Source organism: Ginsengibacter hankyongi (assembly GCF_008710285.1).
Taxonomy (GTDB): Bacteria; Bacteroidota; Bacteroidia; order Chitinophagales; family Chitinophagaceae; genus Ginsengibacter; species Ginsengibacter hankyongi.
This window is the reverse complement of record NZ_VYQF01000002.1, coordinates 264,819-286,311: the sequence shown is the minus strand read 5'-3', so window position 1 is coordinate 286,311 and position 21,493 is coordinate 264,819. Positions and strand designations below refer to the sequence as shown.

The 21,493-nt window shown below is 32.7% G+C and carries 18 protein-coding genes; 1 reads left to right on the top strand and 17 read right to left on the bottom strand.

What is annotated here, in order from left to right; translation table 11 throughout:
* Positions 1-3 precede the first annotated feature (3 nt).
* The 17 genes from asnB to FW778_RS10670 form a co-directional block, all read right to left on the bottom strand.
* Positions 4-1,884, bottom strand: coding sequence for an asparagine synthase (glutamine-hydrolyzing) (gene asnB, locus FW778_RS10750; RefSeq protein ID WP_150414709.1), 1,881 nt, complete (start codon positions 1,882-1,884; stop codon positions 4-6).
* Between the two features lie 108 nt (positions 1,885-1,992).
* Entirely contained in the window at positions 1,993-2,730 is a 738-nt protein-coding gene (locus tag FW778_RS10745; protein WP_150414708.1) for a glycosyltransferase family 32 protein, read from the bottom strand.
* A gap of 60 nt (positions 2,731-2,790) precedes the next feature.
* Positions 2,791-4,149, bottom strand: a complete 1,359-nt coding sequence (locus FW778_RS10740) for an undecaprenyl-phosphate glucose phosphotransferase (RefSeq protein WP_235906239.1) — start codon at positions 4,147-4,149, stop codon at positions 2,791-2,793.
* A 71-nt stretch (positions 4,150-4,220) separates the two neighbouring features.
* Positions 4,221-4,871: a WecB/TagA/CpsF family glycosyltransferase gene (locus FW778_RS10735; protein WP_235906197.1), complete on the bottom strand. Its 651-nt coding sequence runs from the start codon at positions 4,869-4,871 to the stop codon at positions 4,221-4,223.
* A gap of 146 nt (positions 4,872-5,017) precedes the next feature.
* Positions 5,018-5,563: an acyltransferase gene (locus FW778_RS23575; RefSeq protein WP_150414705.1), complete on the bottom strand. Its 546-nt coding sequence runs from the start codon at positions 5,561-5,563 to the stop codon at positions 5,018-5,020.
* A 44-nt stretch (positions 5,564-5,607) separates the two neighbouring features.
* Positions 5,608-6,405, bottom strand: a complete 798-nt coding sequence (locus tag FW778_RS10725; protein WP_150414704.1) for an SGNH/GDSL hydrolase family protein — start codon at positions 6,403-6,405, stop codon at positions 5,608-5,610.
* A gap of 39 nt (positions 6,406-6,444) precedes the next feature.
* The gene (locus FW778_RS10720; protein WP_150414703.1) at positions 6,445-7,698 is read right to left on the bottom strand and encodes a glycosyltransferase; all 1,254 of its coding nucleotides are present in this window, start codon (positions 7,696-7,698) and stop codon (positions 6,445-6,447) included.
* A complete protein-coding gene (locus FW778_RS10715) occupies positions 7,699-8,850 on the bottom strand; it encodes a glycosyltransferase (RefSeq protein WP_150414702.1) in 1,152 nt (383 codons plus the stop codon).
* Positions 8,850-9,599, bottom strand: coding sequence for a ChbG/HpnK family deacetylase (locus tag FW778_RS10710; protein WP_150414701.1), 750 nt, complete (start codon positions 9,597-9,599; stop codon positions 8,850-8,852). The genes FW778_RS10715 and FW778_RS10710 overlap by 1 nt, the downstream gene beginning before the upstream one ends.
* Positions 9,600-9,666: 67 nt before the next feature.
* Positions 9,667-10,578 (bottom strand): glycosyltransferase, encoded by a 912-nt coding sequence (locus FW778_RS10705; RefSeq protein ID WP_150414700.1) that lies wholly within the window; start codon positions 10,576-10,578, stop codon positions 9,667-9,669.
* 50 nt (positions 10,579-10,628) lie between these two features.
* A complete protein-coding gene (locus tag FW778_RS10700; protein WP_235906238.1) occupies positions 10,629-11,423 on the bottom strand; it encodes an alpha-1,2-fucosyltransferase in 795 nt (264 codons plus the stop codon).
* A 170-nt stretch (positions 11,424-11,593) separates the two neighbouring features.
* Positions 11,594-12,907 carry a glycosyltransferase family protein gene (locus FW778_RS10695; protein WP_150414698.1) on the bottom strand — a complete coding sequence of 438 codons (1,314 nt, stop codon included), beginning with the start codon at positions 12,905-12,907 and terminating at the stop codon, positions 11,594-11,596.
* Positions 12,908-12,932: 25 nt separating this feature from the next.
* Entirely contained in the window at positions 12,933-14,204 is a 1,272-nt protein-coding gene (locus tag FW778_RS10690) for an oligosaccharide repeat unit polymerase (RefSeq protein ID WP_150414697.1), read from the bottom strand.
* Positions 14,205-14,216: 12 nt separating this feature from the next.
* The gene (locus FW778_RS10685; RefSeq protein WP_150414696.1) at positions 14,217-15,452 is read right to left on the bottom strand and encodes a glycosyltransferase; all 1,236 of its coding nucleotides are present in this window, start codon (positions 15,450-15,452) and stop codon (positions 14,217-14,219) included.
* A gap of 9 nt (positions 15,453-15,461) precedes the next feature.
* Positions 15,462-16,847: a lipopolysaccharide biosynthesis protein gene (locus FW778_RS10680; protein ID WP_202552183.1), complete on the bottom strand. Its 1,386-nt coding sequence runs from the start codon at positions 16,845-16,847 to the stop codon at positions 15,462-15,464.
* A gap of 351 nt (positions 16,848-17,198) precedes the next feature.
* Positions 17,199-19,535 (bottom strand): GumC family protein, encoded by a 2,337-nt coding sequence (locus FW778_RS10675; RefSeq protein ID WP_150414695.1) that lies wholly within the window; start codon positions 19,533-19,535, stop codon positions 17,199-17,201.
* A 4-nt stretch (positions 19,536-19,539) separates the two neighbouring features.
* Positions 19,540-20,328, bottom strand: a complete 789-nt coding sequence (locus FW778_RS10670) for a polysaccharide biosynthesis/export family protein (RefSeq protein ID WP_150414694.1) — start codon at positions 20,326-20,328, stop codon at positions 19,540-19,542.
* Positions 20,329-20,811: 483 nt separating this feature from the next.
* Here FW778_RS10670 and FW778_RS10665 point away from each other — a divergent pair, with 483 nt between their 5' ends.
* Positions 20,812-21,456, top strand: a complete 645-nt coding sequence (locus FW778_RS10665) for a response regulator (protein WP_150414693.1) — start codon at positions 20,812-20,814, stop codon at positions 21,454-21,456.
* The last annotated feature ends 37 nt before the right edge of the window (positions 21,457-21,493 follow it).

Genomic DNA, 21,493 nt, shown 5'->3' with positions numbered 1-21,493 from the left:
TTTTTATTTGTCTATAAACTGGGTATACCATAGTTCCAGTGAAAGGAGTCCCCATAATCCCCTGCTAAAAGGTTGTTGGCTGGTAATCAGGTGTTCAACATATTTTGTATTGATGATATTTCTTTCTTTAGCTTTTTTTGAAAGTAAAATATCCATAATAAAACCCTTTGCTTTATTTTTTGACCAAATATGTAATGGAACCGGGAAACCCATTTTATCTTTTCTATTCATAATTTGTTCCGGTATATAATTATGAATGGTCTTTTTTAATAAATACTTCATTTCGCCACCTTTAAATTTCATGCCTGCAGGCATAGTAGATATAAGATCTACAATTCTTCTATCAAGTAAAGGAACTCTTGATTCTATTGAAACAGACATACTAACCCTGTCCTCCACCTGCAATAAACCCGGCAGACTTCCCTGCATATCAAAATGAGTCATTTTATTGAAATAACTTTTGGTATCAGGATCGTTGAAGTAACGGGAAAATTTATTGAATATTGCCGCATCATAACATTTGCTTTTAACATCTGCATGAAGAAAATTACTTGTGGCGCCCATCCTGTTTATTAAATTATAGTAACGCCTGTCCATTGGTTCAAAAGCATCACTTTTCCAAAAGCTCTTCATCATAGGAAGGTATTGTTTAAGCGAAGGAAGATTAGGGAGGATAGAGGCCAACGATACAATATGCTCGTCTTCTTCGTTAGATTCGTTAATTGCTCCCTTTAAAGCCTGTTCCAGGTAAGCTACCATGTATCTTGCATATCCGCCAAAAATTTCGTCTCCGCCCTGGCCTCCTAAAATTACTTTAACATGTTTTGAAGCCAGCTTTGAAACTATATATTGGGGAAACAGGCCCGGACCCGCGACAGGTTCATCAAGGTGATAAATTAATTTGGGAACCAAATCAATAAATTCCTGTTCGGTAGGGAAAATTTCCAATAATTCGGACTGTGCGGCTTTTGCAGCGATACGGGCATATTTAAGTTCGTTAAATTCGGGTCCCTCGTGAAAGGCGCCGCTAAAAGACTTAAAAGGTTTACCAAGAAATTTGGCAGCCATAATCGTTACCAACGAAGAATCCAATCCTCCGCTTAGGTAGGTTCCTACTTCAACGTCGCTTCTCAATTGCTGCGAAATGGTTTCATCCAGTATCTTTTGCAGTTGAGCGATGAAATATTCCTCGGTATGATAGTGGTCAATATTGAAGTTAGGAATCCAGTATTTTATTATATCAATTTTCCACGATAATAGGTCTATTGTTATATAGTGACCGGGTTGCACCTTGCAAATGTTCTTGAACATAGTACCTTCTCCCAAAATAAACTGGAAAGTGAGGTATTCCTGTAAATTTTCTGAGTCTGCTTCGGCGACAATATCAGGATGGGCCAAAAGGGCCTTAATTTCGCTTCCAAATACGATTTTGCTGTCGTCCCTATACCAATATAAGGGTTTGATGCCAAAATGATCCCTGGCAATAAAGAGCTTCTCATTTGTTTTATCGTAAATGATAAAAGCAAACATCCCGTTTAATAAGTTTACAAAATTGTCTCCGTATTCTCCGTAGAGATGTAATATTACTTCGGTATCTGAAGTGGTTCGGAACTCATGGCCTTTTTTAATCAAATCGTTTCTAAGCTCTATGTAATTATAAATTTCACCATTGAAAACAATGGTGAAATTTATAAAAGTCATTGGCTGTTGGCCGGTGGAAAGATCAATTATCGAAAGCCGTTTATGAAAAAATCCTATGTTTCCCTCTAAAAATATTCCATCTTCGTCTGGGCCACGATGATGGATCGTGTCTGCCATCTTTCTCAGGATATTACTATAAATTTCCTGTTTATTTTTATTAATGATTCCTACGAAGCCGCACATGTAATCTCTAATTGTTTAAAGTGTACTGATCAGTTAGTTTGGATATGGTAATTTATAAGGATTGATCTTAATTATCGGGTTAAAAATAATAGAAAGGACAAAAGGTAACTATTTAGATTTTCCGCCAAATAAATCTTGAAATCTTCTTTTGATTGATGCTTTACCTCGTGACAAATAATGAATGAATGAGTTATTATCCTTTAACCAACTTCCTTCGCAATGGTGAATTCCCCGGGTACCCGCGGCAATCAATAGTTGTTGGTAATGTTTCTTTCTTGTGAGAGAATTTGACGGATGAAATATATGCTTATGAACCAAAGTAGCATTATATTTTGCTGGATTTTTATAATAAACTTCTGAGATAAAATCCGGACCTGTTAATTTTAATATTTCGAATTTGTCATAAAATTTTTTTGTAGGAGGATTTTCTTTGAAGGTATCTAAAATATCTTTCCAGAAAATATTGCTTGGTTCCGACCCGAAAATGCTGTTTCCGATTATGGCCATTTTCCGGTGTTTTCCAGATATGGGTAGTAGTAAACTGGCATTTGAAAGCTTATCGTCAAATGGTTCGAATAATTCGTAATCTAAATCAAGATAATACCCGCCGTATACGCTCATATACATATAACGTATAACATCTGCTCTCATTATGTTATACTGTAAAGAATTATATATTTCGAGTAAATCGGGAAAAAATTTTGTAACCAGCGCCAAATTATCTTCGTCGGTCCAAAGAATTATTTTCCAATCGGGATGCAATGCTTTTACTTGTTGGTGCCAGGTTTCGAACTTTTTCGGAAGAATACTGGTTTTCCAGGTTTGATGAATTATTTTAGGGATCATTTATTTTCTAAGGTTAGGTTAAATATATTAAAATTGAGTTATATCTATTCAAATAATATTTCAATAGGCATTCTTATCTCCCCTAAACATTTGGTATAATGTGAGAAATAATATCTGAATATCCAGCCAAAGCGTCCAGTTTTCCAGATACCAAAGATCTTTATTAACCCGTGCTTCAATTTGTTCGGGATTTGTTATTTCTCCCCTATAACCGTTAATTTGTGCCCAGCCGGTAATCCCTGGCTTGATAAATTGTCTGACCATGTAATCATCCACTAGTTTAGAATAATCAGAGGTGTGCTTTACCATATGCGGACGAGGTCCGACTAAGCTCATTTCTCCCCGCAAAACATTAATAAATTGTGGAAATTCGTCCAGGCTTGTCTTCCTTATAAGTTTACCAATTTTTGTTATCCTTTCATCATTTTGGGTCGCTTGTTTAAAATGAGCATCTTTATTAGATTTCATACTCCTGAATTTTAAACAATAGAACGGCTTTTTGTCTTTGCCGGTTCTTAATTGTTTAAAAAATATTGGGAAGCCGGATTCTATAAAAATTAAAACTCCCAATATTGGTACCAGCCAGGAAAGAATAAAAATTACGACAAATAAACTCACCATTATATCAAGCACTCTTTTTTTAATTCTATTTCCCACATCATCTAGTGGTTCACTACGTAAGGATAATATCGGCAATTGCCCAAAGTATTCAATGTGTACTTCACGGGTTATAAAAACTGATAAATTGGGAACAATTTTAAATCTGATGCACTCCTTTTCGGATTGGTACATTAAATTATAAATGTCTTTATTTTGCTCTGGTGTTATGGTCGAAAATATTTCATTAACATTACTTTCCTTGGCGACTTTTAAAGTATCATTAATCTCTGCTAATATTGGATAATTAGATAATTCGTGTATATTTTCTTCATTTTCAATATAGCCTATGAGTTGAGTGTTCAAGCTATCTTCTTCAAAGTACTTTGCTAATTTTTTTGCCGTTTCATTATAACCGAGTATGAGTACTTTTTTTATAAGGTAGTTACTCTTTTTTAAATAACCGTTGAGCCCGAGGTAAATAAACCTATTAACCAAAAGGCCAAATCCGAAACTGCCTATTGTGGCAACGATAAACAACCGTGAAAGTTCTAATTGCCGGGAAAAGAATAAATAAAACATTATAGAAATGATCCACAGCAGGTATACCAGGATTGTTCTTTTAGTGAAGTATTCAAAACTTAAAATAATCTTCTCTGAATAAGTTCGCATCATAAACGACAGTATAATCCATAAAACATTGGATATCGTCCAAAATAAAAGATAGGTATTATGGGAAAATAGTCCTATGTTTTTATTAAATATGGCGAAGCAAAAAATATAAAAAAGATTAAGTATAATGAGATCCAGGATTAATAACACCGTTTGCAAGTATCTTTCCAGTTGTTGGTTCACTTTGATTCTTTTTAAATAAATTTAGTGTTAAAAACGGATTATAAGGATTTTAGTAATCTAAGAGGTTTTAGGATTTTAATCGTTATCAACTCTTTTAATAATATCCATAAAAACAGCGTATTGGTAGTTATATATCTTCGAAATAATCTCCGCGGCTCCTGGCTCAATCTGAAAAGCCATTCAAGACCGGCCTTCTGCATCCAGAGAGGAGCTCTTCTTTGTATGCCCAACATGACTGGCAAAGCTCCGCCTATTCCAATCATAAGTGTTTGAATTTTATCCTTCATAGATGCCATCCACCTTTCTTGTTTAGGACATCCTAATATAACAAATACTATAGATGGGGATGATGAATTTATTTGGGCGATAATTTCCCGCTCATCAGTAGGAATTCCTCCAAACGGCGGGCTATGAAATCCTGCGAGTATTAAGTTGGGAAATTTATTTGTTAAATAAGACTTTGTCATATTTAAAATTATTTCTGTACTCCCATAAAAATAGGCAGCAATTTTTTGGGCTTCCATTCTGCTTAATAAATCTGGTAGCAAATCCATCCCAGCAACCCTGCTTTGCTTAAAAGAATAAAGTATACGCAGCCCCCATATCAGAGGGATTCCATCAGGCGTCACTAAATCGGCATTATTAATTATTTGAAGAAACTTAGGGTCTTTATAAGCTTCGATAAACATGTGGACGTTAGCAACGCATACAAATGATGATTTTCTTTGACACGCGAGTTTAATTATATAATCAGTAAATGAGCAATATTTTCCGGTAGATAATGGAAAATTAATTAAGGATTTCCGGGTCATCAATGAATTAATAATGCATGAGTTTAATTTTTGTAATTGAGATTATATAACCTGACATGCTCTAATAGATCAGATTCTTTTTCAAACCTGTCTGATATTTTTTTTGCGGGAACTCCCCCATATATTGAAAAAGACTGAACATCATTTGTTACAACAGACCCTGCTGCAATAATACTTCCTTGTCCTACCGTAACGCCACTCAGGATTATCGAGCCATATCCGACCCAAACATCATCTTCAATGATAATTTTTTCCTGAAGGCCCTTCCAATTATAATCTTTATCACGAATCTGGCTTGATAAACGAATAGGAACTCCGGGTTGTTGATAGTGATGATCATAGCGGCCAATCAATCCCACATGGTTTGCAAAAATTACATTATTTCCTATTTCTGCGTCACACTCAATCTGCGAAAATTTGCCAATATAAAAATTATCGCCAATAGTTATAGTATGTTTGGCCCAGAGATATACTAACCTGCCTATATATACATTTTTACCAATTGTATATTTTCTCCATTTAATTTTTACGAGAAAAAAGAATCTGATTTTCTTAATTATTTTAAGCATTTGTCGTTAAAATCTATTTAGTACTTCATGGTATGCCAAATGATTTACGGCTTGTTCTTTGTAAACTGGGTATCCTTTCTTAATTCTTTCAGTAAGGTATCCGCTATTAAATGCCCTAACCTTTCATTACCCTTTGGAGATAAATGAATAGGGTTATAATACAAATCTGAATCTGGTGAAAACTCTTCACAAGCCTTGTCATAATCAACTAATATAATTTTACTTTTTAAATTTTCCTGCACCAGCATCTCATTAAATTTCTTTCGGTACGAGTCAATATTGTCAACAATTGCCTTATTATTTACATAGGCAGAAATTATATTTCTATATTGCTTAAAAACATTCATTCCGTTCATCATTTCCCGGATTCCAACGTTTGGCAGTGAAACAACTACGGGCCGAATTTTATAATGAAGGAGCGTTTTGATTATGTTTCTCATATGATGTGCATAATAACGGCTACCCATTTGGCCAACGGCATCGTTGACTCCCGCTATAACAATGCAGAATTCTGGTTGGCTCTCTATAATAAATTTAGAAGAATTCTTATCCGTATTTTCTCTGAATAAATTATGATAAACTGATTTGCTTTTTGCGCCTGACTGCCCCGAGGAAATAATTTTACTGCTAAACCCATTTTTTATTAAATCATCATGCAATATAATGTCTAATTTTTTCCGGGTTACCCAGCTATCTCCAATAATTCCAATAGTTAAGATTGAGTCCTTTTTAGTATCCAGCGAATAAAAGGGAATAGTTTTGGCATGAGAAAATCTCCTAAGAAGATATACTAAAGAGACTAAAATTAATATTATTCCTATACCAATAAAAAAAGTTGCCATTAGTTATTATTAGTTTGGTGTGTGATCCTGGTCAAATAATTATTTAATCAATAGCTTTTTATATGTTGCTACTACTTGTTTTGCCTTTTTTTCCCATGAACACTGTTCAACAGTATCTTTTGCGTTTTTTGAAAAGTCATACAATTTACATTTCGAGTTATATAAGTATTCAATATGCGCGGTAAAACTCTGGATGCTCTGGTGATAAGATTTTAAAGGTACTTTAACTCCACATGAATCATTAACTACATCGCCGTGCCCGCATGCATCATGACAAAGAACAGGTAGCCCATTCGAGAGTGCTTCAAGTACAACATGAGGCGTTCCTTCTTTTAAACTGGTGAAAAATAATAAGTCAAATTTTTTCATTAAGGTTTTTACTTCCATATTGGGAATCTTCCCAGTAAATAAAACCATTTCATTTATTTCAAGTCTGTCTACCAATTTACGGCAAGCTTTTTCGTCAGGCCCATCGCCAACAATCGTCAATTTTGCCGGGATATTATTTTCTTTAAGATTTTTTAGTGTTTGTAGCGCGATTGGCAATCCTTTTAAGCCTTGGATTTTACCCACCCATAGTAAATTAATCGAATTATTATCGCAAAACAATTTGTGTTGATAAAAATCCTGAAAGTCAGCACCCGTTTCATTCATTAATATGGATTCTATATTATACACTTTTTTCAGGATAGATTTTGTGGTAGTTGATTCCGCGAAAACTATATTTGCCGCTTTCAAAGCTTTTTTAACTCTCGAATGGTAATGAACTTGTAAATGCTGAATCAAGTGTTTACTGTAGTAGAACAATTTATTTTTAAGGCTGAAAGTTGCTATATAATTTAATGGAACCTGGTTAAATCCACCAACAGGTCCCCATACGAATGGAATTTGACCTGCTAATTTCCACAGGTACCCCGGCTCTCTAAAACCTATGAGATTTAACTGATGGATTATTTGAATGTCATGCTTTGAAATAAGGGCGTTGCTTAAACCATAAGCTTTTCTCTGCCATTTATTATAATAGTTGTAAAACAGAAAACTTCCTTGTTTCCAAAACAACTCGCGTCCCTTATTTCCAATGTCTATATAATAAAAAGTTGGGTTGTTTGCTAAATTTAGTTTAGGAACCTCCGCCTCAATATCTTTCTGAAATCCTTTTTCGGTAATAATAATCAGATTGCAATGGTTGGATAAATTAATAATCCAATTCCATCCCATGCCAACTTCCGAACCCCAATAGGGTCCGCAAGCAAAACTTGATATTAATACATTTATTGAATTACCAGATTCCATTTATAGACTGTTTATTGCCTCGATAATTTTTTCTGCATGACGCACAGGGTTGTATTTATTGGTTATTACTTTCTGGCAATTCTTTTTAATTTCTTCTTTTGTAAATTTTAAATTGTTCCATTCTTTTATTTTTATTAAAAGATCAGTATAATTATTACGTTCGAATAATAAACCCGTTTTACCCGGTATTATTGCCTCTACTTCGGGACCATGAAATTTAAGATTATTATGAGTCAAGACTGGCACACCGTATGCTAACGAATGCATACAATTTAAACCGACATTACCAGGAGATATCATTATATCCGACATTTGAAAATATTCGCAAATAGTCTCCTCACTATATAAAGCTCCTGTCAGGTGAAAATTCCCTTCCAGTTTGTTAAAAGCAATAAATGATTTAATTGAATCCATTTCAGGCCCATCACCTATTATTATACAATTTAGCGAATGGGCTGTTTTTGAAAAATCCTTCACCGCATTAAGCAAAAAAGAGATCTTTTTTGCTGGTACCAACCTACCAATAAAGATAATTGTTTGTAAATCCGGGTCATTAAAGATTTGCGATTTATTCTTTAGGACTAAATGAGAATTTGTCTTTTCTAATAATCTAAACTGTTTATCAGAATCAAGAGAGTTGTAAACTACAAATAGTTTTTTTTCATCAAAACCACTCTGTAGCATAAGATTCCTGGAGTAATCTCCGTATAATAACAAGCCATTCGCCAACTTGAAATAGATAATACGGATTAATTTTTTTATTCCCTTGTCGAACCCTTTGAAACCATGGGTCCAAAATAAAACTTTTTTCCCCCTAAGTCTGCATAAGATTGCAAATAACCATGTAGGCAAATGAAAAACCCCACCTTCAAAAATAAAGTAATCAAACTTTGAAAATATTATTCTCTTAATAATACCAGTCTGCCATAGTAACCGTTCAGAAATATAAAAATAATTAGAAGTCTTAATCCAGTTTATGCCACCTTCATTAACTTTATTAGCCAAATTCCACGGAATTATTTCTATCCCTCCCTCTTTCTTGGTATCACCTAAACAAATAAATTGATATTGGTCTTCTCGTTTAGATAATTCATGAAATACACCCAGTCTATACAACGGCATTAATTTACATACTAAAGCAATGTGTTTCATTATACGGAAGCATTAACTTTTTGTGATTCTAGGTAACTAAAATCAAATTTATTTAAACCCACTTTATCAATTATCTCGCCCTCATAATTATAATCAGGGTGAACCATTACCTCAATACTTTTTTCACCTATTATTGAAGGATTGTTATTTAATATTTCAATGAAATCTGATCTGTTTCCAAAAAGTTCAGAATAATTCGCTTTTTTATTTTTTATATAATAATTGACAAGGTGCCTATATATTCTTTTATAAAATTTAGTAGGCTTTTCAAGGTTATTTAATATTCTGATTGAAGGGATATTATATTTTTCCTTTAATTCTAAAATTATTTTAGTAATGGTAAACACCTCATGAATATGATGATGCGTGTCAATATGGGTAATTGGAATATTATTTTTTTGTAACATTTCAATTTGAGCTGCAAATTCATTATAGATTAATTTGCGATACCTTTTCCTAAATAAAAAGAGCCGGTATCTGAATTTTCTATATTTATCTTTTCCATTAAAAAGGAAGGATACAGATTTAATTTCCGGAGTTAAAGGAGGACCTTCTGTAAGAACTAAATGGACGCCAATTTTATCTATTAGCTTGTGTTGGTGAGCAAGTTTCACTGCTTCCGAAAATCCGGGCATGTTAGCCATTAAGGTAGTGCTGTTGATAACGCCCTTATTCAAAAGTTCAACTATAGCTTTATTAACTGAAGCATTTACTCCAAAATCGTCGGCGTTTATAAAAACTTTTCTCATTTTTTAGATCTGATATTCCTCATAGATTATTCGGGAGCCATTCTCCAATCCACCAATTTATTGCTAATTATTTATATTCTTGGTATAAAGTATTGAAGAAACCTGTTAAGCCTCCAAGGCCCTCGGTTATTTTTAATATACCCCAATATTTTTTTTTAATAGGTAACGGAAGAATAATGAGAGCGCAAATTCCGACTAAAATATAAACCATATTAATTAGCGTTTTTTGTAATATTTTAAAATACTTTTTTTCTAAATTCATAATATATGTATAGGTGCCGGATACCCTATACCGTCTTTGGATAAGCCATTTTAAATTGGCTCTATTCTTTGGAACAGTTTCATAGACAATCGCATTCTCGGCCCAATAAATCTTAGCACCCTTCTGTATCATTTGAACTCCAAAATAAGAATCCTCTGATCCGGTATAATTAAAACGATTGTCAAACCATACATCATTTTTAATTAATGAATCACGCTTAATGATTAGATTATTTGTAGCGATAGAATTTAGTTTTGCATTCTTCCGATATACCGGTCGGTTAAACCAGCAAGAAATATATTTAGACACTGCACTATCAAATACTGAAATTACCGGCCCCATCGCCATATCACCGTTATTCGAAATAAGTGCTTCGATTAATTCGTTTAACCATTCAGTTGATACATATTCATCATCATCTACGAAAACAATAAAATCTTGACTCAGTTCCAACGATTTTCTCAATAATTCATTTCTAACATTTGACAGACCCTTCACAGGAAAGTTATAATATTCCATTTCGATACGATCGTTAAATCTTTCTTTAAGTTCAGTTACAGTTTTTTCAGCAGTTTTTTCAATATCATTATCTGCAATAATAAGATCAACGTGGTTTGTAAATGATTGATTAAAATTCGATTCGATAATACTTATTATTAGTTTTTCGAGCATGTATGGTCTCTTATATGTCGGAATACAAATTGCTATATTGTACATTTCAAAAATTATTTAAGGATTACACTTCGAAAAGAAGAAATAGGTGAGGTTTATCCAATGCAATATGAAAAATCATTCATATTAATATTGCCAGTTTTATCCTTAATATGGTAATATTGTATTTTCCCAATATAACTTGCCCACAGCGTAAACGTACTTGGGGGACCAATTAGATAATCGCACTTGCTCATTATTAATTGATCAATATACCATTCATTATTTGAAATTATTATATCATTTGATCCGCTTATATTAATAGCCTCGTTCGAAAACAGAATAAATTTGATTTTCTTTTTTGATAATAAAGTAAGTTCTCGTGAAATACTCGTCATATACTTTTCATAAATATCATCAGTAAAATAATATTTCCCGTTTTCCCAGGTCTTATAATCGCCTCTCCGGATGTGAACACCGACTATATGATACTCACTACGATCTAATTCTATAAAGTATTTATAGAAATCATTATTCATATAAAAAATAGGTAGCAACGTATATTTTTTAATAAAATAATCCTGATACTTCCTAGTTAACCCGTGTTCTCTAAAACACCATCCATGTGCTAACGTAACTTTTGTTTTTAAAATTGTGTGGGAGTAGAATTCATTTCTATCGGGCGCATTAAAGTCTAAAGTCTTAATAAGTCTGAGTTTTCTTAGTCCTCTTATCAAGATACACAAAGTATTGTCGATAAAACTATCTTTTAGCCCATAGTATTTTGACATGTTCTTGAAACTTGGATTTGAAAATTCTACTTTGTTTTCAATGCAGAATGCTTCAATATGAATGGCCTGGAATAATCTATTGCTGTGATTACCGTGACCCATAAAAATTACTACTAACATACTCTTCAATTATAGGTAATTAATAAATCCAATTTTTTAAAGAAATATATTTTTTTAAATTAAAGTTTCCAGCCGAAGATCTGTTTTATAATGCATCAAGAATACTTTAAAGACGTAAAGTTTTTGGAAAAAATAGAAGGTAATGTCGATTCGGTAAAATTTGATTTGAATTAATTGCCGTTAGCTATTGTTTGAATTATTTCTCTAAATCTACGTGTGACCTCAATTGAACCATGATTTTTTTCTACCAGTTTCGCTGCATTTTGGGCGATCCGTTCTCTTAACTCTTCATTCTCAATTAAATACCGAATTTCTTCAGAAATTTTATTGATATCATTGTTTGTAATTACTTTAGCCAATTCGTATTTCTTGGCATATTTTGCAATAGCAGTTTCTTCGGGTGCGATAACAATTATTGGCGTACCACTAGCCATATATTCCGTAGCTTTAGTGGGCATTGAAAATTTAATATATTTTATAGATTTCCGTGAGAAATCGTATGGTAAAATAAGGAAATCGGCTTCAGCAAATATTTTTGGCAATTCAGAATAGGGGACAAAGCTATTGTGAACCACGCAAGAATATCTATTGCTCCATTCGGGTTTTTCTACGGTTTGCAGTTGGAATTTTATTGACAGGTTAAGATTCATGTTTATAGATTGAATTACTTTTGCGATTATCTCTAACGAAGAATCTATGCCTAAACCTATTCTACCCGCATAAAGTATTTCGGGAGAATTACCCAATTTGTAATCAACCTTTTGATGTTGTCTCCAAAAATCAATGTTCACGGGATTGTGAAAGGTTATGAAATTTTTATTATATCTTATTTTGTACTCATCTGCCATTTCATCACTAATGCTCATCAAAAGTGTTGCCTTATCCATTAAGATGCGAAAATCATGATCAATTTTTTTATACCAATACTTTTTAAAAAGTCCACTGTCGGTAATTGTTGATGGCCAGTCATCCATCATATGAAAAATTAAAGGCTTTTTTAGATAAGATTGAACCAAAGTGATAAACAAAATTCTTTCTCTATCTTGTGCTTGAGCATAAATCACATCGGGATTGAAATCACGTAACCATTTACAGAAATCTGGAGAAAGTTTAGTTTTTGAAAAGGAATGAAAAAGGCCACAATATTTTATAAACGGAAAAAATAAATTATCAACGATCTTCGAGCGGATAGTGGATTTTTTTATGACCAAATTAGTAGAGACACTATTTTCTTCAAATTGCAAGACACCAGAATAAAATTTTCTTTGTAAGAAATTAAAAGGGAAAATCCATTTATGTTCTTTTTCGCCTAGTTGATAATAATTATTGCAAATTTCGTTTTCGGAATCCTTTAACAAGTGAGCAGTGCATGCTACTGCAATTTTATTTTTATCCCATCCATAGAAAAGATTAGATTGAGTAATGCCGCCACCGGATTTTTTATTAAATGTTTGACCTATAATTAGAACTTTTGGTAAGACCATTGCATAATATATTTAAATTAAGGGACTAGGATAAATAACTTATTGGGTTAAGAAACTCTTTCATCTCATTTTCCGACATTTTTCGCATAAATTTAGAGTAACAAATGCCAACTGATATCCAAACCAAAATATAATGCAATGTAAAAGTTGAAACCCTCGCTGGATATAGATAAAAAATCCATAATAATATCCAAATGGCTGCTCCTTTAGAAAGCATATTTTTTGAATAAAACAGACCCAGGCATACCGCTGGGATTAATATTAATAATAGCAACCCCAGACTTAATAATCCTCCATTTAAAATTATTTGTAAATAATCTGTTTCGATTACATTTCTATAGTTAGTCGCTTGTTCCTCTTCTATATCGGGACAAAAATATTGCCCGTTAATTCCTTTTCCTATGATCCAATCCTTCGTTTTTAAATCATCGTAAAAATACATCTCAACACCCGTTCTGGTATCTTCATCACCTCTGTCTAAAACAAAACTAAAAATGTTCCTATTACCAATTTTATATATACTACTTAAATATAATGCTCCAATAGCGGCCAGGAGAATACTGATATAAATAATTGCAAATTTTAGTTTTGAATGTATAGTAAAAAGTAAATAAAAACACAAAAGCATAGAAGAGCACATAAAAATTAAACCTCTTCTTGCCCGTATTACTGCAAAGAAAAGAGAAAGAACAACTATAAATAATGAAAATAAAATCCTCTTTATACTATGATAATTGTAGGTGAGTAATATAAATCCTGCTGAAAGGCTAAGAGTAGACGTAAAAATTTCTATGATGCTCACGCTTGTTGAATTGTCCCGATCTGAACTAAGTAGTTGTCTGATAAATATTACATCAAAAATCAAGTAAAATATGCCCAGAATTATAATAGCATCAAAAATCTTTTTATAAAAAAAGCTATGTTTTGTAAATAATAATACTACTGGAACAAAATAAGGCATTAACCCATACCTAGCATTGTATAACATGTCCTTAATAAAAGTACTGTCTGTTTGAAACCCTCTGGTTATGATTATCGCTAGCCAAATAAGATAAGCAACATAGAAAATACTCAAATACCTGTTCTCTATGTTGAATTTGCAGAGAGAGATTGATGATACGACAATTAAAGCTAATCCTACTAACTGTCCGGCATGAAAAATAGCTATTGGGAATTGGCTATAACATAAGGCGAAGCTAACTGAATAAGTAATTAATCCTGATGTAAAAAGGGTTATGTTTTTTAATTCTTTTTTGGAGTTATCTCCAGAATAAATATCTGTCTCTTTATTGATCATGCGAGGTAAGATCTACTTTTTAGAGTTAGATCTTATGTAATCGAATAATTCTAAATGTTTATTTAGGGTCTTATTTGGTTCAAATTCGGGGAGAATGTAACCTTTCAATTTATTTTCTAAACAATAGTTAATACCGTTGGCTATATCTTCCGAATCTTTGTACTTCGCTAGATATCCATTTTTCTTGTGACGTATAAGGTCTGGTATTCCACCGATTTCAAAGCCTACTACTGCCGTACCACAACTTAATGCTTCCATAACTACATAGCCAAAAGTTTCGGCAAGAGAGGGTGCAATAAAAACATCCGCCGAATTATATGCTAAGGCTGTTGAATATTCATCTTGGAGATACCCCATAAATTTTGTTTTAAATGGAATTGCATTGTCAATTTCTTCATTATAGCTATCACCAAATATTAGTATTAATATATTATTTAAATTATTATTATTCTTTAATATTTCTAGCGCCTTTTGCAAATAGTTCCAGCCTTTGTATGGACTATTTATTTTTACAGCGCCAAATGCTATGACTGTTTCCTCGGGGCTAATATTTAATATATTTCTTGCAACTTTCTTATCAAATGGTTTGTAAAAAGAACTATCAATAGTATTGGGGATATAAAATATTGAATTTTCTCTTGTTAATTTTGAATTTTTTGCACAGTCGTATAACCATTTGCTTGGAGAGACAAAATAAATATTATCAAACTTGGAGTAGAGTTTTAATTTTTTGTTGAACTCTAAAGCTGATAGATCTCTTTTCCTATTTCCCTTTATCATTTGGCAATTGTTGCAACTTAGGGTGTATTTCTCACAAGAAAAACTGTGATGGCAACCGCCAGTAATCCACCACATATCGTGCATGAAAATAACTACGTTTTTTTTTAACTTCAATAATTTTCTGACATTGGAAAGATTTAAGAATCCGCCTAAAACCCAATGGAGATAAATTATATCGGCGTTGTTTATCTCTTTTAATGTAGAAACGTCAGTCCCAAAAAGGGGGAAGGAAAATGAACCATAGGTCGGGATTATGTTACGATTTACACATTTTTTTACTTCTGTATCTAACCGTGATATTATTCTTGCTTTTTTGTTTAAATATTTAATTTTATCATCTTTAATTTTATCAGTGAATAACGACACAATTTTTGAGTTTATGCCGTATTGTATAAAGCTATTATGTAATCTCAAAGCTGCACTACCAGCAGATTTCATAGAGTTTTGTAAATGAACGACTTTTATCATAATAATTTTTTATTTAATCCAAATGCCTTTTTTATTTTTATTAACGACCATGTAATATTGGATAGGCGATAAAATATAACCATTAAAGTTTGCCAATATAGAGGCTATAAAAACAGAATAGACACCCATTTTAAAATAATTTATAAAAAGGATAGCTAATATTACATAAAAGACTGGACTTAATAGACTTGCCCAAAATTGAATTCTTAATGCATTTATTCCGTTTAAAAAATAGACATACTTCGCTGCAAACATTGAAATGTTAAAATATATAAGTCCCCAAAACGATATGTAAAACCCTATCGTTACTGTACCTTTTCCGAGCCAAATCCGATATACTGCTTGTGAAAATACTAACATTAAACAACCTAGACCAAGCAATAACATATTAAGCTTAGTATATTTTTTTATTGCGTTTTTTATCCATTGGATGTCCCTTTTCAAGTATGCTTCAGTAGAAGCTGACCAAAACGGCGTTATAAAGATGACAAATATCATATTTAATATACCAAAATATTTATATACTATATTGTATGATGTTACTTCTAAAGTGCCAAAATTTCTTGCGATAATGATATTTGCTGTTTCATATTGTATAATACCAGCTACTTGTATAATAAAAAATACCATACCCAAATTAAAAAGGCCTTTTGCATAGGGGAATTTTATTTTCGAATAGACTGGCCTGAATTTTTTGAATACTCCCCTAAAGAAAAATAGATTAGCACCAATTAATACTAAAAGAGGAGAAACGCATAAAGCAATTCCCAACTTAACTAATGATCCTTGGGTCGTTTTAACAAGTATAAGTATAAAAATTAAAGAAAAAATTTGTCCAAAAACATCTATTAATGAAGATTTAGCCGGCTGTTGATCAGCAATTATTAAAGTAGTAATTACTCTTAAAACGAATTGCAAACAAAAGTAAGTAAATACAATTACTGCCAGAATAGAAATTTCTGACTGCATGTTTTCTGTAATATTTAAAATATGAGACCAATTCAAAAAATGATTAACTATTAAGAAAAGGATCCAAACAAAAAAGAATATAAGGGCAAGAATGGCATATGTAGTACTAACATAAATCTGGGCAAGATCATCTTCTCCCTTTGCTTTCGCTTCTGCAAACTTATTGCGTAATCCTTGCGTCAGTCCGATATCAAAAAAACTAAACCAGCCAACAATAGAACTTAACGTCAGCCAAATCCCATACCTTGAGGGATTAATATAGTGTATGGTTAATGGAACCAAAATCAGGCTTATTGCGATACTAATTCCCTTAATCAGAAATGAAGCAATTATATTTTTCTTTGCCTTTACACTCCGGCCATGCCCTTTATTGATAATATTATTAAGAAAAACTAAAATGGTCAAATTATTTTCTTTCACGTCCAAAACACTTATTTTAAATTTTGAAGCAACTAATATTCTTTTGTTATAAAATGAGCCGACTTGTCGATGATAGGTGGGCTAAATTTTGCAATGGGGCATTCGATTGTACGATAAGCCTCATCACTATTAATGCTTCGGATTTTTCTTTTATCGGGATTACTAACCCAATGGAAAGTAAATTTGAATGATACCTTTCAACCTATAGGAATATCCGTCGATATCTTTACTTGTTCACTCATATTATTCTTCGTCACGGCTGATATAATGTCTTCGCGATTGCTGTTAAATGTGGCTTCGCCACTCTCAGTTACATCTTGATGCATTGAGTTAATTTTGTTTTTCATAAATGATATATTAAGATTTTATTATTGATTTTTGGTTCTTCTTGTCTCGATTTCCGTATACATAATCATAACCATAACCGTAATTATTTTTGAAAAATCCTCTCATTTTAACCCCGTTGAAAATTATCGCAGGATTGTTTATAGGATTTATTTTAGCGCTTTCGTCAATTCTTTTAATGAGTATTTTTGGGGTATATTTATGTCTGACAACATATAACGTGGCATCGCACAATTCAGATAAAATATAAGCATCAGTTACTAAAACTATAGGCGATGTATCTACAATAATAACGTCAAAAATATTGTCCAAATAATCCATTATCTCTTTTATTTTTCCGTTCACTAACAGTTCGGTAGGATTTTCGGGCAAACTGCCGGAAGAGATGAAAAATAGATTTTCATGAGCTTTTACCCGTTTAATAATTTCCTCGGGATCTTTGTGTCCGGTTAAATATTCTGTTATACCATCTTCCTGGTTTACATTTAAGATTTTAGCAATTGTAGGATTATTTAAATCCAGATCAACAAGTACAACCTTCTTTCCTGTTAGTGAAAGGCTTACTGCAAGATTAGCTGCGATAAAGCTTTTGCCTTCTCCTGAGATACTTGAAGTAACGAGGATTTTTTTGTGGTTTGAATTAATTCCTAAAAAAGATAATGATATTCTTAATTTTCTAAATTCTTCAGCCACAAAACTCCTTTTCCCTGTTTCAATAACTACTGGAGTTTTAGATTTGTCAAATGCAACTTCGCCAATAATAGGTATAGATGTCCTGGATTCAATTTCATTTCTATAAAGAACCTTTCCCGATAGAGATTCCCTGATAGCTACAAATGCAAAACATAATCCCATAAATGAAAGTATACTAAAGAGGTATATCAATAATACTTTAGGGCTCACGGGGCTTGGAGATGCCTGCGCATAATCGACTACACGGTTATTAGAAACCGTCGATGCATAGGCTAATTCACTCTCTTCTCTTTTTTGAAGTAAAAAGGAATAAATATTACTCTTTATTTGTTGTTCACGGCTTATGTCAAGTAATTGACGCTCCTTTTGGGGAACGCCCTGCAACATTGAACTATAATTACCATTTGTGGCAGAAATGTTTTGTTTGGTTGCCATCAAGCTTTGTTCCTGGCTCCGAATATTCTGTAAAATATTAGGTTTAATTTTATTAATTTGGTCCCTGATAGCTACTAAGGTAGGATTGTTCTCGCCAACTGTTTTTCTTAGTTTTTCATACTCAAGCTCTGAAGTATATAGCTTGTCCATGAGTTGGGAAAGCATTGGGTCGCTTACCCCTAATGTGGAGGGCACAATACCGCTTGTGTTTTCTTTGCTGGTGACAAATTTATCAACCTGCTGTAGCACCGAAAGTTGGGTATTTACGTCACTTAATTTTTGATCGTTGGCACTTACATTTTGTAAATACAACTGCCCTTGTGTGCTTATATCAACTGCCCCGCGTGCCGATTTATATTGTTGAACTTTCTTTTCGATTGAATCAAGATCATGTGACACAATATTCAGCCTGTCTTCAACAAAGGCTAATGTATTCTTTGCTAAGATATCTTTTTCATTAATCTCCAATTGTTTATAAGAGTCGATTAATTGATTTAAAATATCTTCCGCTCTTTTTGGTACCTCGTCTCTGTAACTTAGATTTACAATAGAAGATAATTTGCTGGAAGCTTCGGCCTTTAAATTTGACAGGAAAGAAGGAACAAGATATTTGGGATTTATTAATGAAAAATACAGTTGTTTGGTTGGTTTATTAGACTTTTGATAGTTTTTGTTCTCCAAAAATGCCATTTGGCCAAAAGGTGTAACGACAATTTGATTAAGCGGGTATTTAAATGAGTCATTTATAATTACGGAATTATTATTTCTGTCAAAATTTAATTTAATTTCATTAGTTCCTGTTATAGACTCAGGCATTTGGACACGTATCGAAACCGGAGATGTTAAATATGCGGATGAAGTTTTAATTTCAGCCTTTTCGATTATGGGAGCATACAACCCGAGTTTATTTATTACATCCGACATTAATTTTCTTGATTGTATTACTTCTATTTCATTTTCAACAATCTTCTTTGACGAAATTTGATCTAAAGACTCCATCATTTTAGAATCTTCGTTACCCTTCTTTTCATCTTTTATTATAAGCGTAGCATCAGCTTCGTAAATAGGTGTGGCGTAACTGATATAAGCAAAGGCGACGCCTGCACCTACAATTAAAGCAATTAAAAAAATAGGCCAATATGGAAGGTATTTTGATATAAGTTGTTGGAACAAGCTTTCGTCAGCCTCCTGACTTCTTACAATATTATTTGTCTGCTGCATTGCGTTAATTAAATTTTACTCTATCTAAAACTACTACTACAATGGATAAACTGCTCAAAATAATAGGCAGTAATTGAGCAGTTCGGCCTGCACTGGCTATCTTAGCCTTATTAGGGGAAACGTATACTACGTCATTAGGCTGTAAATAGTAATAAGGGGAATTGAAAAAATTACTTGAATTCAAATTAATATGTCTTGTTTTTTTCTTTCCGTTTTCTTCTCTTATTAATAACACATTATCTCTTTTCCCGTAAATAGTAAGATCACCAGCAAGTCCTAATGCCTTTAACAGCGAAATTTTTTCGCTTGGAACGGTAATTACAGTTGGTTTTGCTACCTCACCGATTACGGTAACTTCATAATTCAAAAAACGAATTTCTACCAGAGGATCAACAAGAAGCTTTTTAGATAAAATCATATTGGTGATATTATCTTTCAGTTCCTTTTTGGTAAGCCCGGCGGCTTTAATAGTGCCCAGTACGGGCAATTGAATTGTGCCATCGGAACTTACCAGGTACCCTCCGGATTCGGTGCTGCTACCGGTAACTGTAGTAGATCTTGAATTATTAGTGTTTGGAGGATTAAATATTGCGGATGCCTCAGCATTTAAACTGCTTATGGTAATACCAAGAATATCATTTTCCTGGATGGGAGTTTGAATTTCATTTCCTCTTTGGACAAAGGTGGTGTCCTGAACGTTATTAAAATAAACTGCTTTTCTTGTATTCGTACATGATATACTTAATAGCATAATAAGAGCTGCAAAAAATAGAAATTTCAGAGTTCGGGGCATAAGCTAAATTTATTGGTGAGAAACACCATTGAATATAAGGAAATTCTTTGGAAATTAGATTAGTTAATCTATAGAAATTGGAGTACGAATTTTTAATTAAAACCGGTAATCTACAGAACTGGAGGCGTATTTAACTCCTTTCATGGTTATCATAGTCATTGAAGGGTCTAATTAAAGATTTGGATTTTATTAAAAATAGATTTGATTTATAAAAATCAGCTGCAAACATAATAGTTTAAGATTTAATATCCAAATATCGCGATTTTATTTTACGGTATTTTGCTTTATATCACTAGTGAGCTGCAGTTTTAAGTCGCAATATTCTTAAATTTCGCTAACAAAAAATGTCAACCATTAAATAATTACAATTCGTAATAAGTGGTTTGTGTAAAAAATAGATTTCGACCTGCTCATTTAGATACGTAACTTAGGTAATTAATAAAGAGTTGACGAGTATTTTCAACCCTTATAATTTTTTAAAAAATGATTCAAATACTACTTGCAGATGACCATGCAATAATAAGAGCGGGTTTAAAAACTTATATTCAAAATATTATTCCCGATTCAAATATTGAAGAAGCTTTTGATGGTAACTCAACATTTGAAAAAATAAAAGATAATGATTACGCTCTAATAATTTTGGATATAAACATGCCCGCCACAGACTCTTTTGGTCTTGTCAGCAATATTCTCGCTATTAAACCAGAATCTAAAATATTAATGTTCAGTATGAATTCGGAAGAGATATTTGCTAAAAAGTACCTTAATCTCGGGGCGTTAGGTTATTTGAATAAGGATGCGTCTGCTGATGAAATTAAGCATGCCATTAATAATGTAATGAGTAATAAGCGATATATGAGTTCGTCTTTAACGCAAGCGCTTACCGATAGTGCCTTGGGAAAAAAGGCAAATAGTCAGAACCCATTTGATTTATTGTCTTCCCGAGAACTGGAGATAGTCAGGCATTTAATGAAGGGTGAATCGGTGTCCCAGATTGGTGCATATTTAAACCTTCACACTTCTACGGTTGGCACGCATAAAGCAAGGATATTAGAAAAGCTGAATTGTAAAAATGTAATAGGAATTAATGAATTGGCGAGGGTGCACAACTTTATTCAGCCCGATTAAAATTGGCAAACTCTGCAATTGCTCAATTCAGTTTATT

Bases quoted from the DNA above. Each gene is read 5' to 3' on its own strand.
- FW778_RS10665 (WP_150414693.1), top strand. From the start codon at position 20,812: ATGATTCAAATACTACTTGCAGATGACCATGCAATAATAAGAGCGGGT.
- FW778_RS10710 (WP_150414701.1), bottom strand. From the start codon at position 9,599: ATGAGAAAAGTTTTTATAAACGCCGACGATTTTGGAGTAAATGCTTCA.
- FW778_RS10705 (WP_150414700.1), bottom strand. From the start codon at position 10,578: ATGTACAATATAGCAATTTGTATTCCGACATATAAGAGACCATACATG.
- FW778_RS10675 (WP_150414695.1), bottom strand. From the start codon at position 19,535: ATGCAGCAGACAAATAATATTGTAAGAAGTCAGGAGGCTGACGAAAGC.
- FW778_RS23575 (WP_150414705.1), bottom strand. From the start codon at position 5,563: ATGCTTAAAATAATTAAGAAAATCAGATTCTTTTTTCTCGTAAAAATT.
- FW778_RS10670 (WP_150414694.1), bottom strand. From the start codon at position 20,328: ATGCCCCGAACTCTGAAATTTCTATTTTTTGCAGCTCTTATTATGCTA.
- FW778_RS10720 (WP_150414703.1), bottom strand. From the start codon at position 7,698: ATGGAATCTGGTAATTCAATAAATGTATTAATATCAAGTTTTGCTTGC.
- FW778_RS10725 (WP_150414704.1), bottom strand. From the start codon at position 6,405: ATGGCAACTTTTTTTATTGGTATAGGAATAATATTAATTTTAGTCTCT.
- FW778_RS10695 (WP_150414698.1), bottom strand. From the start codon at position 12,907: ATGGTCTTACCAAAAGTTCTAATTATAGGTCAAACATTTAATAAAAAA.
- FW778_RS10700 (WP_235906238.1), bottom strand. From the start codon at position 11,423: ATGTTAGTAGTAATTTTTATGGGTCACGGTAATCACAGCAATAGATTA.
- FW778_RS10745 (WP_150414708.1), bottom strand. From the start codon at position 2,730: ATGATCCCTAAAATAATTCATCAAACCTGGAAAACCAGTATTCTTCCG.
- FW778_RS10715 (WP_150414702.1), bottom strand. From the start codon at position 8,850: ATGAAACACATTGCTTTAGTATGTAAATTAATGCCGTTGTATAGACTG.
- FW778_RS10735 (WP_235906197.1), bottom strand. From the start codon at position 4,871: ATGTTTATCGAAGCTTATAAAGACCCTAAGTTTCTTCAAATAATTAAT.
- FW778_RS10685 (WP_150414696.1), bottom strand. From the start codon at position 15,452: ATGATAAAAGTCGTTCATTTACAAAACTCTATGAAATCTGCTGGTAGT.
- FW778_RS10690 (WP_150414697.1), bottom strand. From the start codon at position 14,204: ATGATCAATAAAGAGACAGATATTTATTCTGGAGATAACTCCAAAAAA.
- asnB (WP_150414709.1), bottom strand. From the start codon at position 1,884: ATGTGCGGCTTCGTAGGAATCATTAATAAAAATAAACAGGAAATTTAT.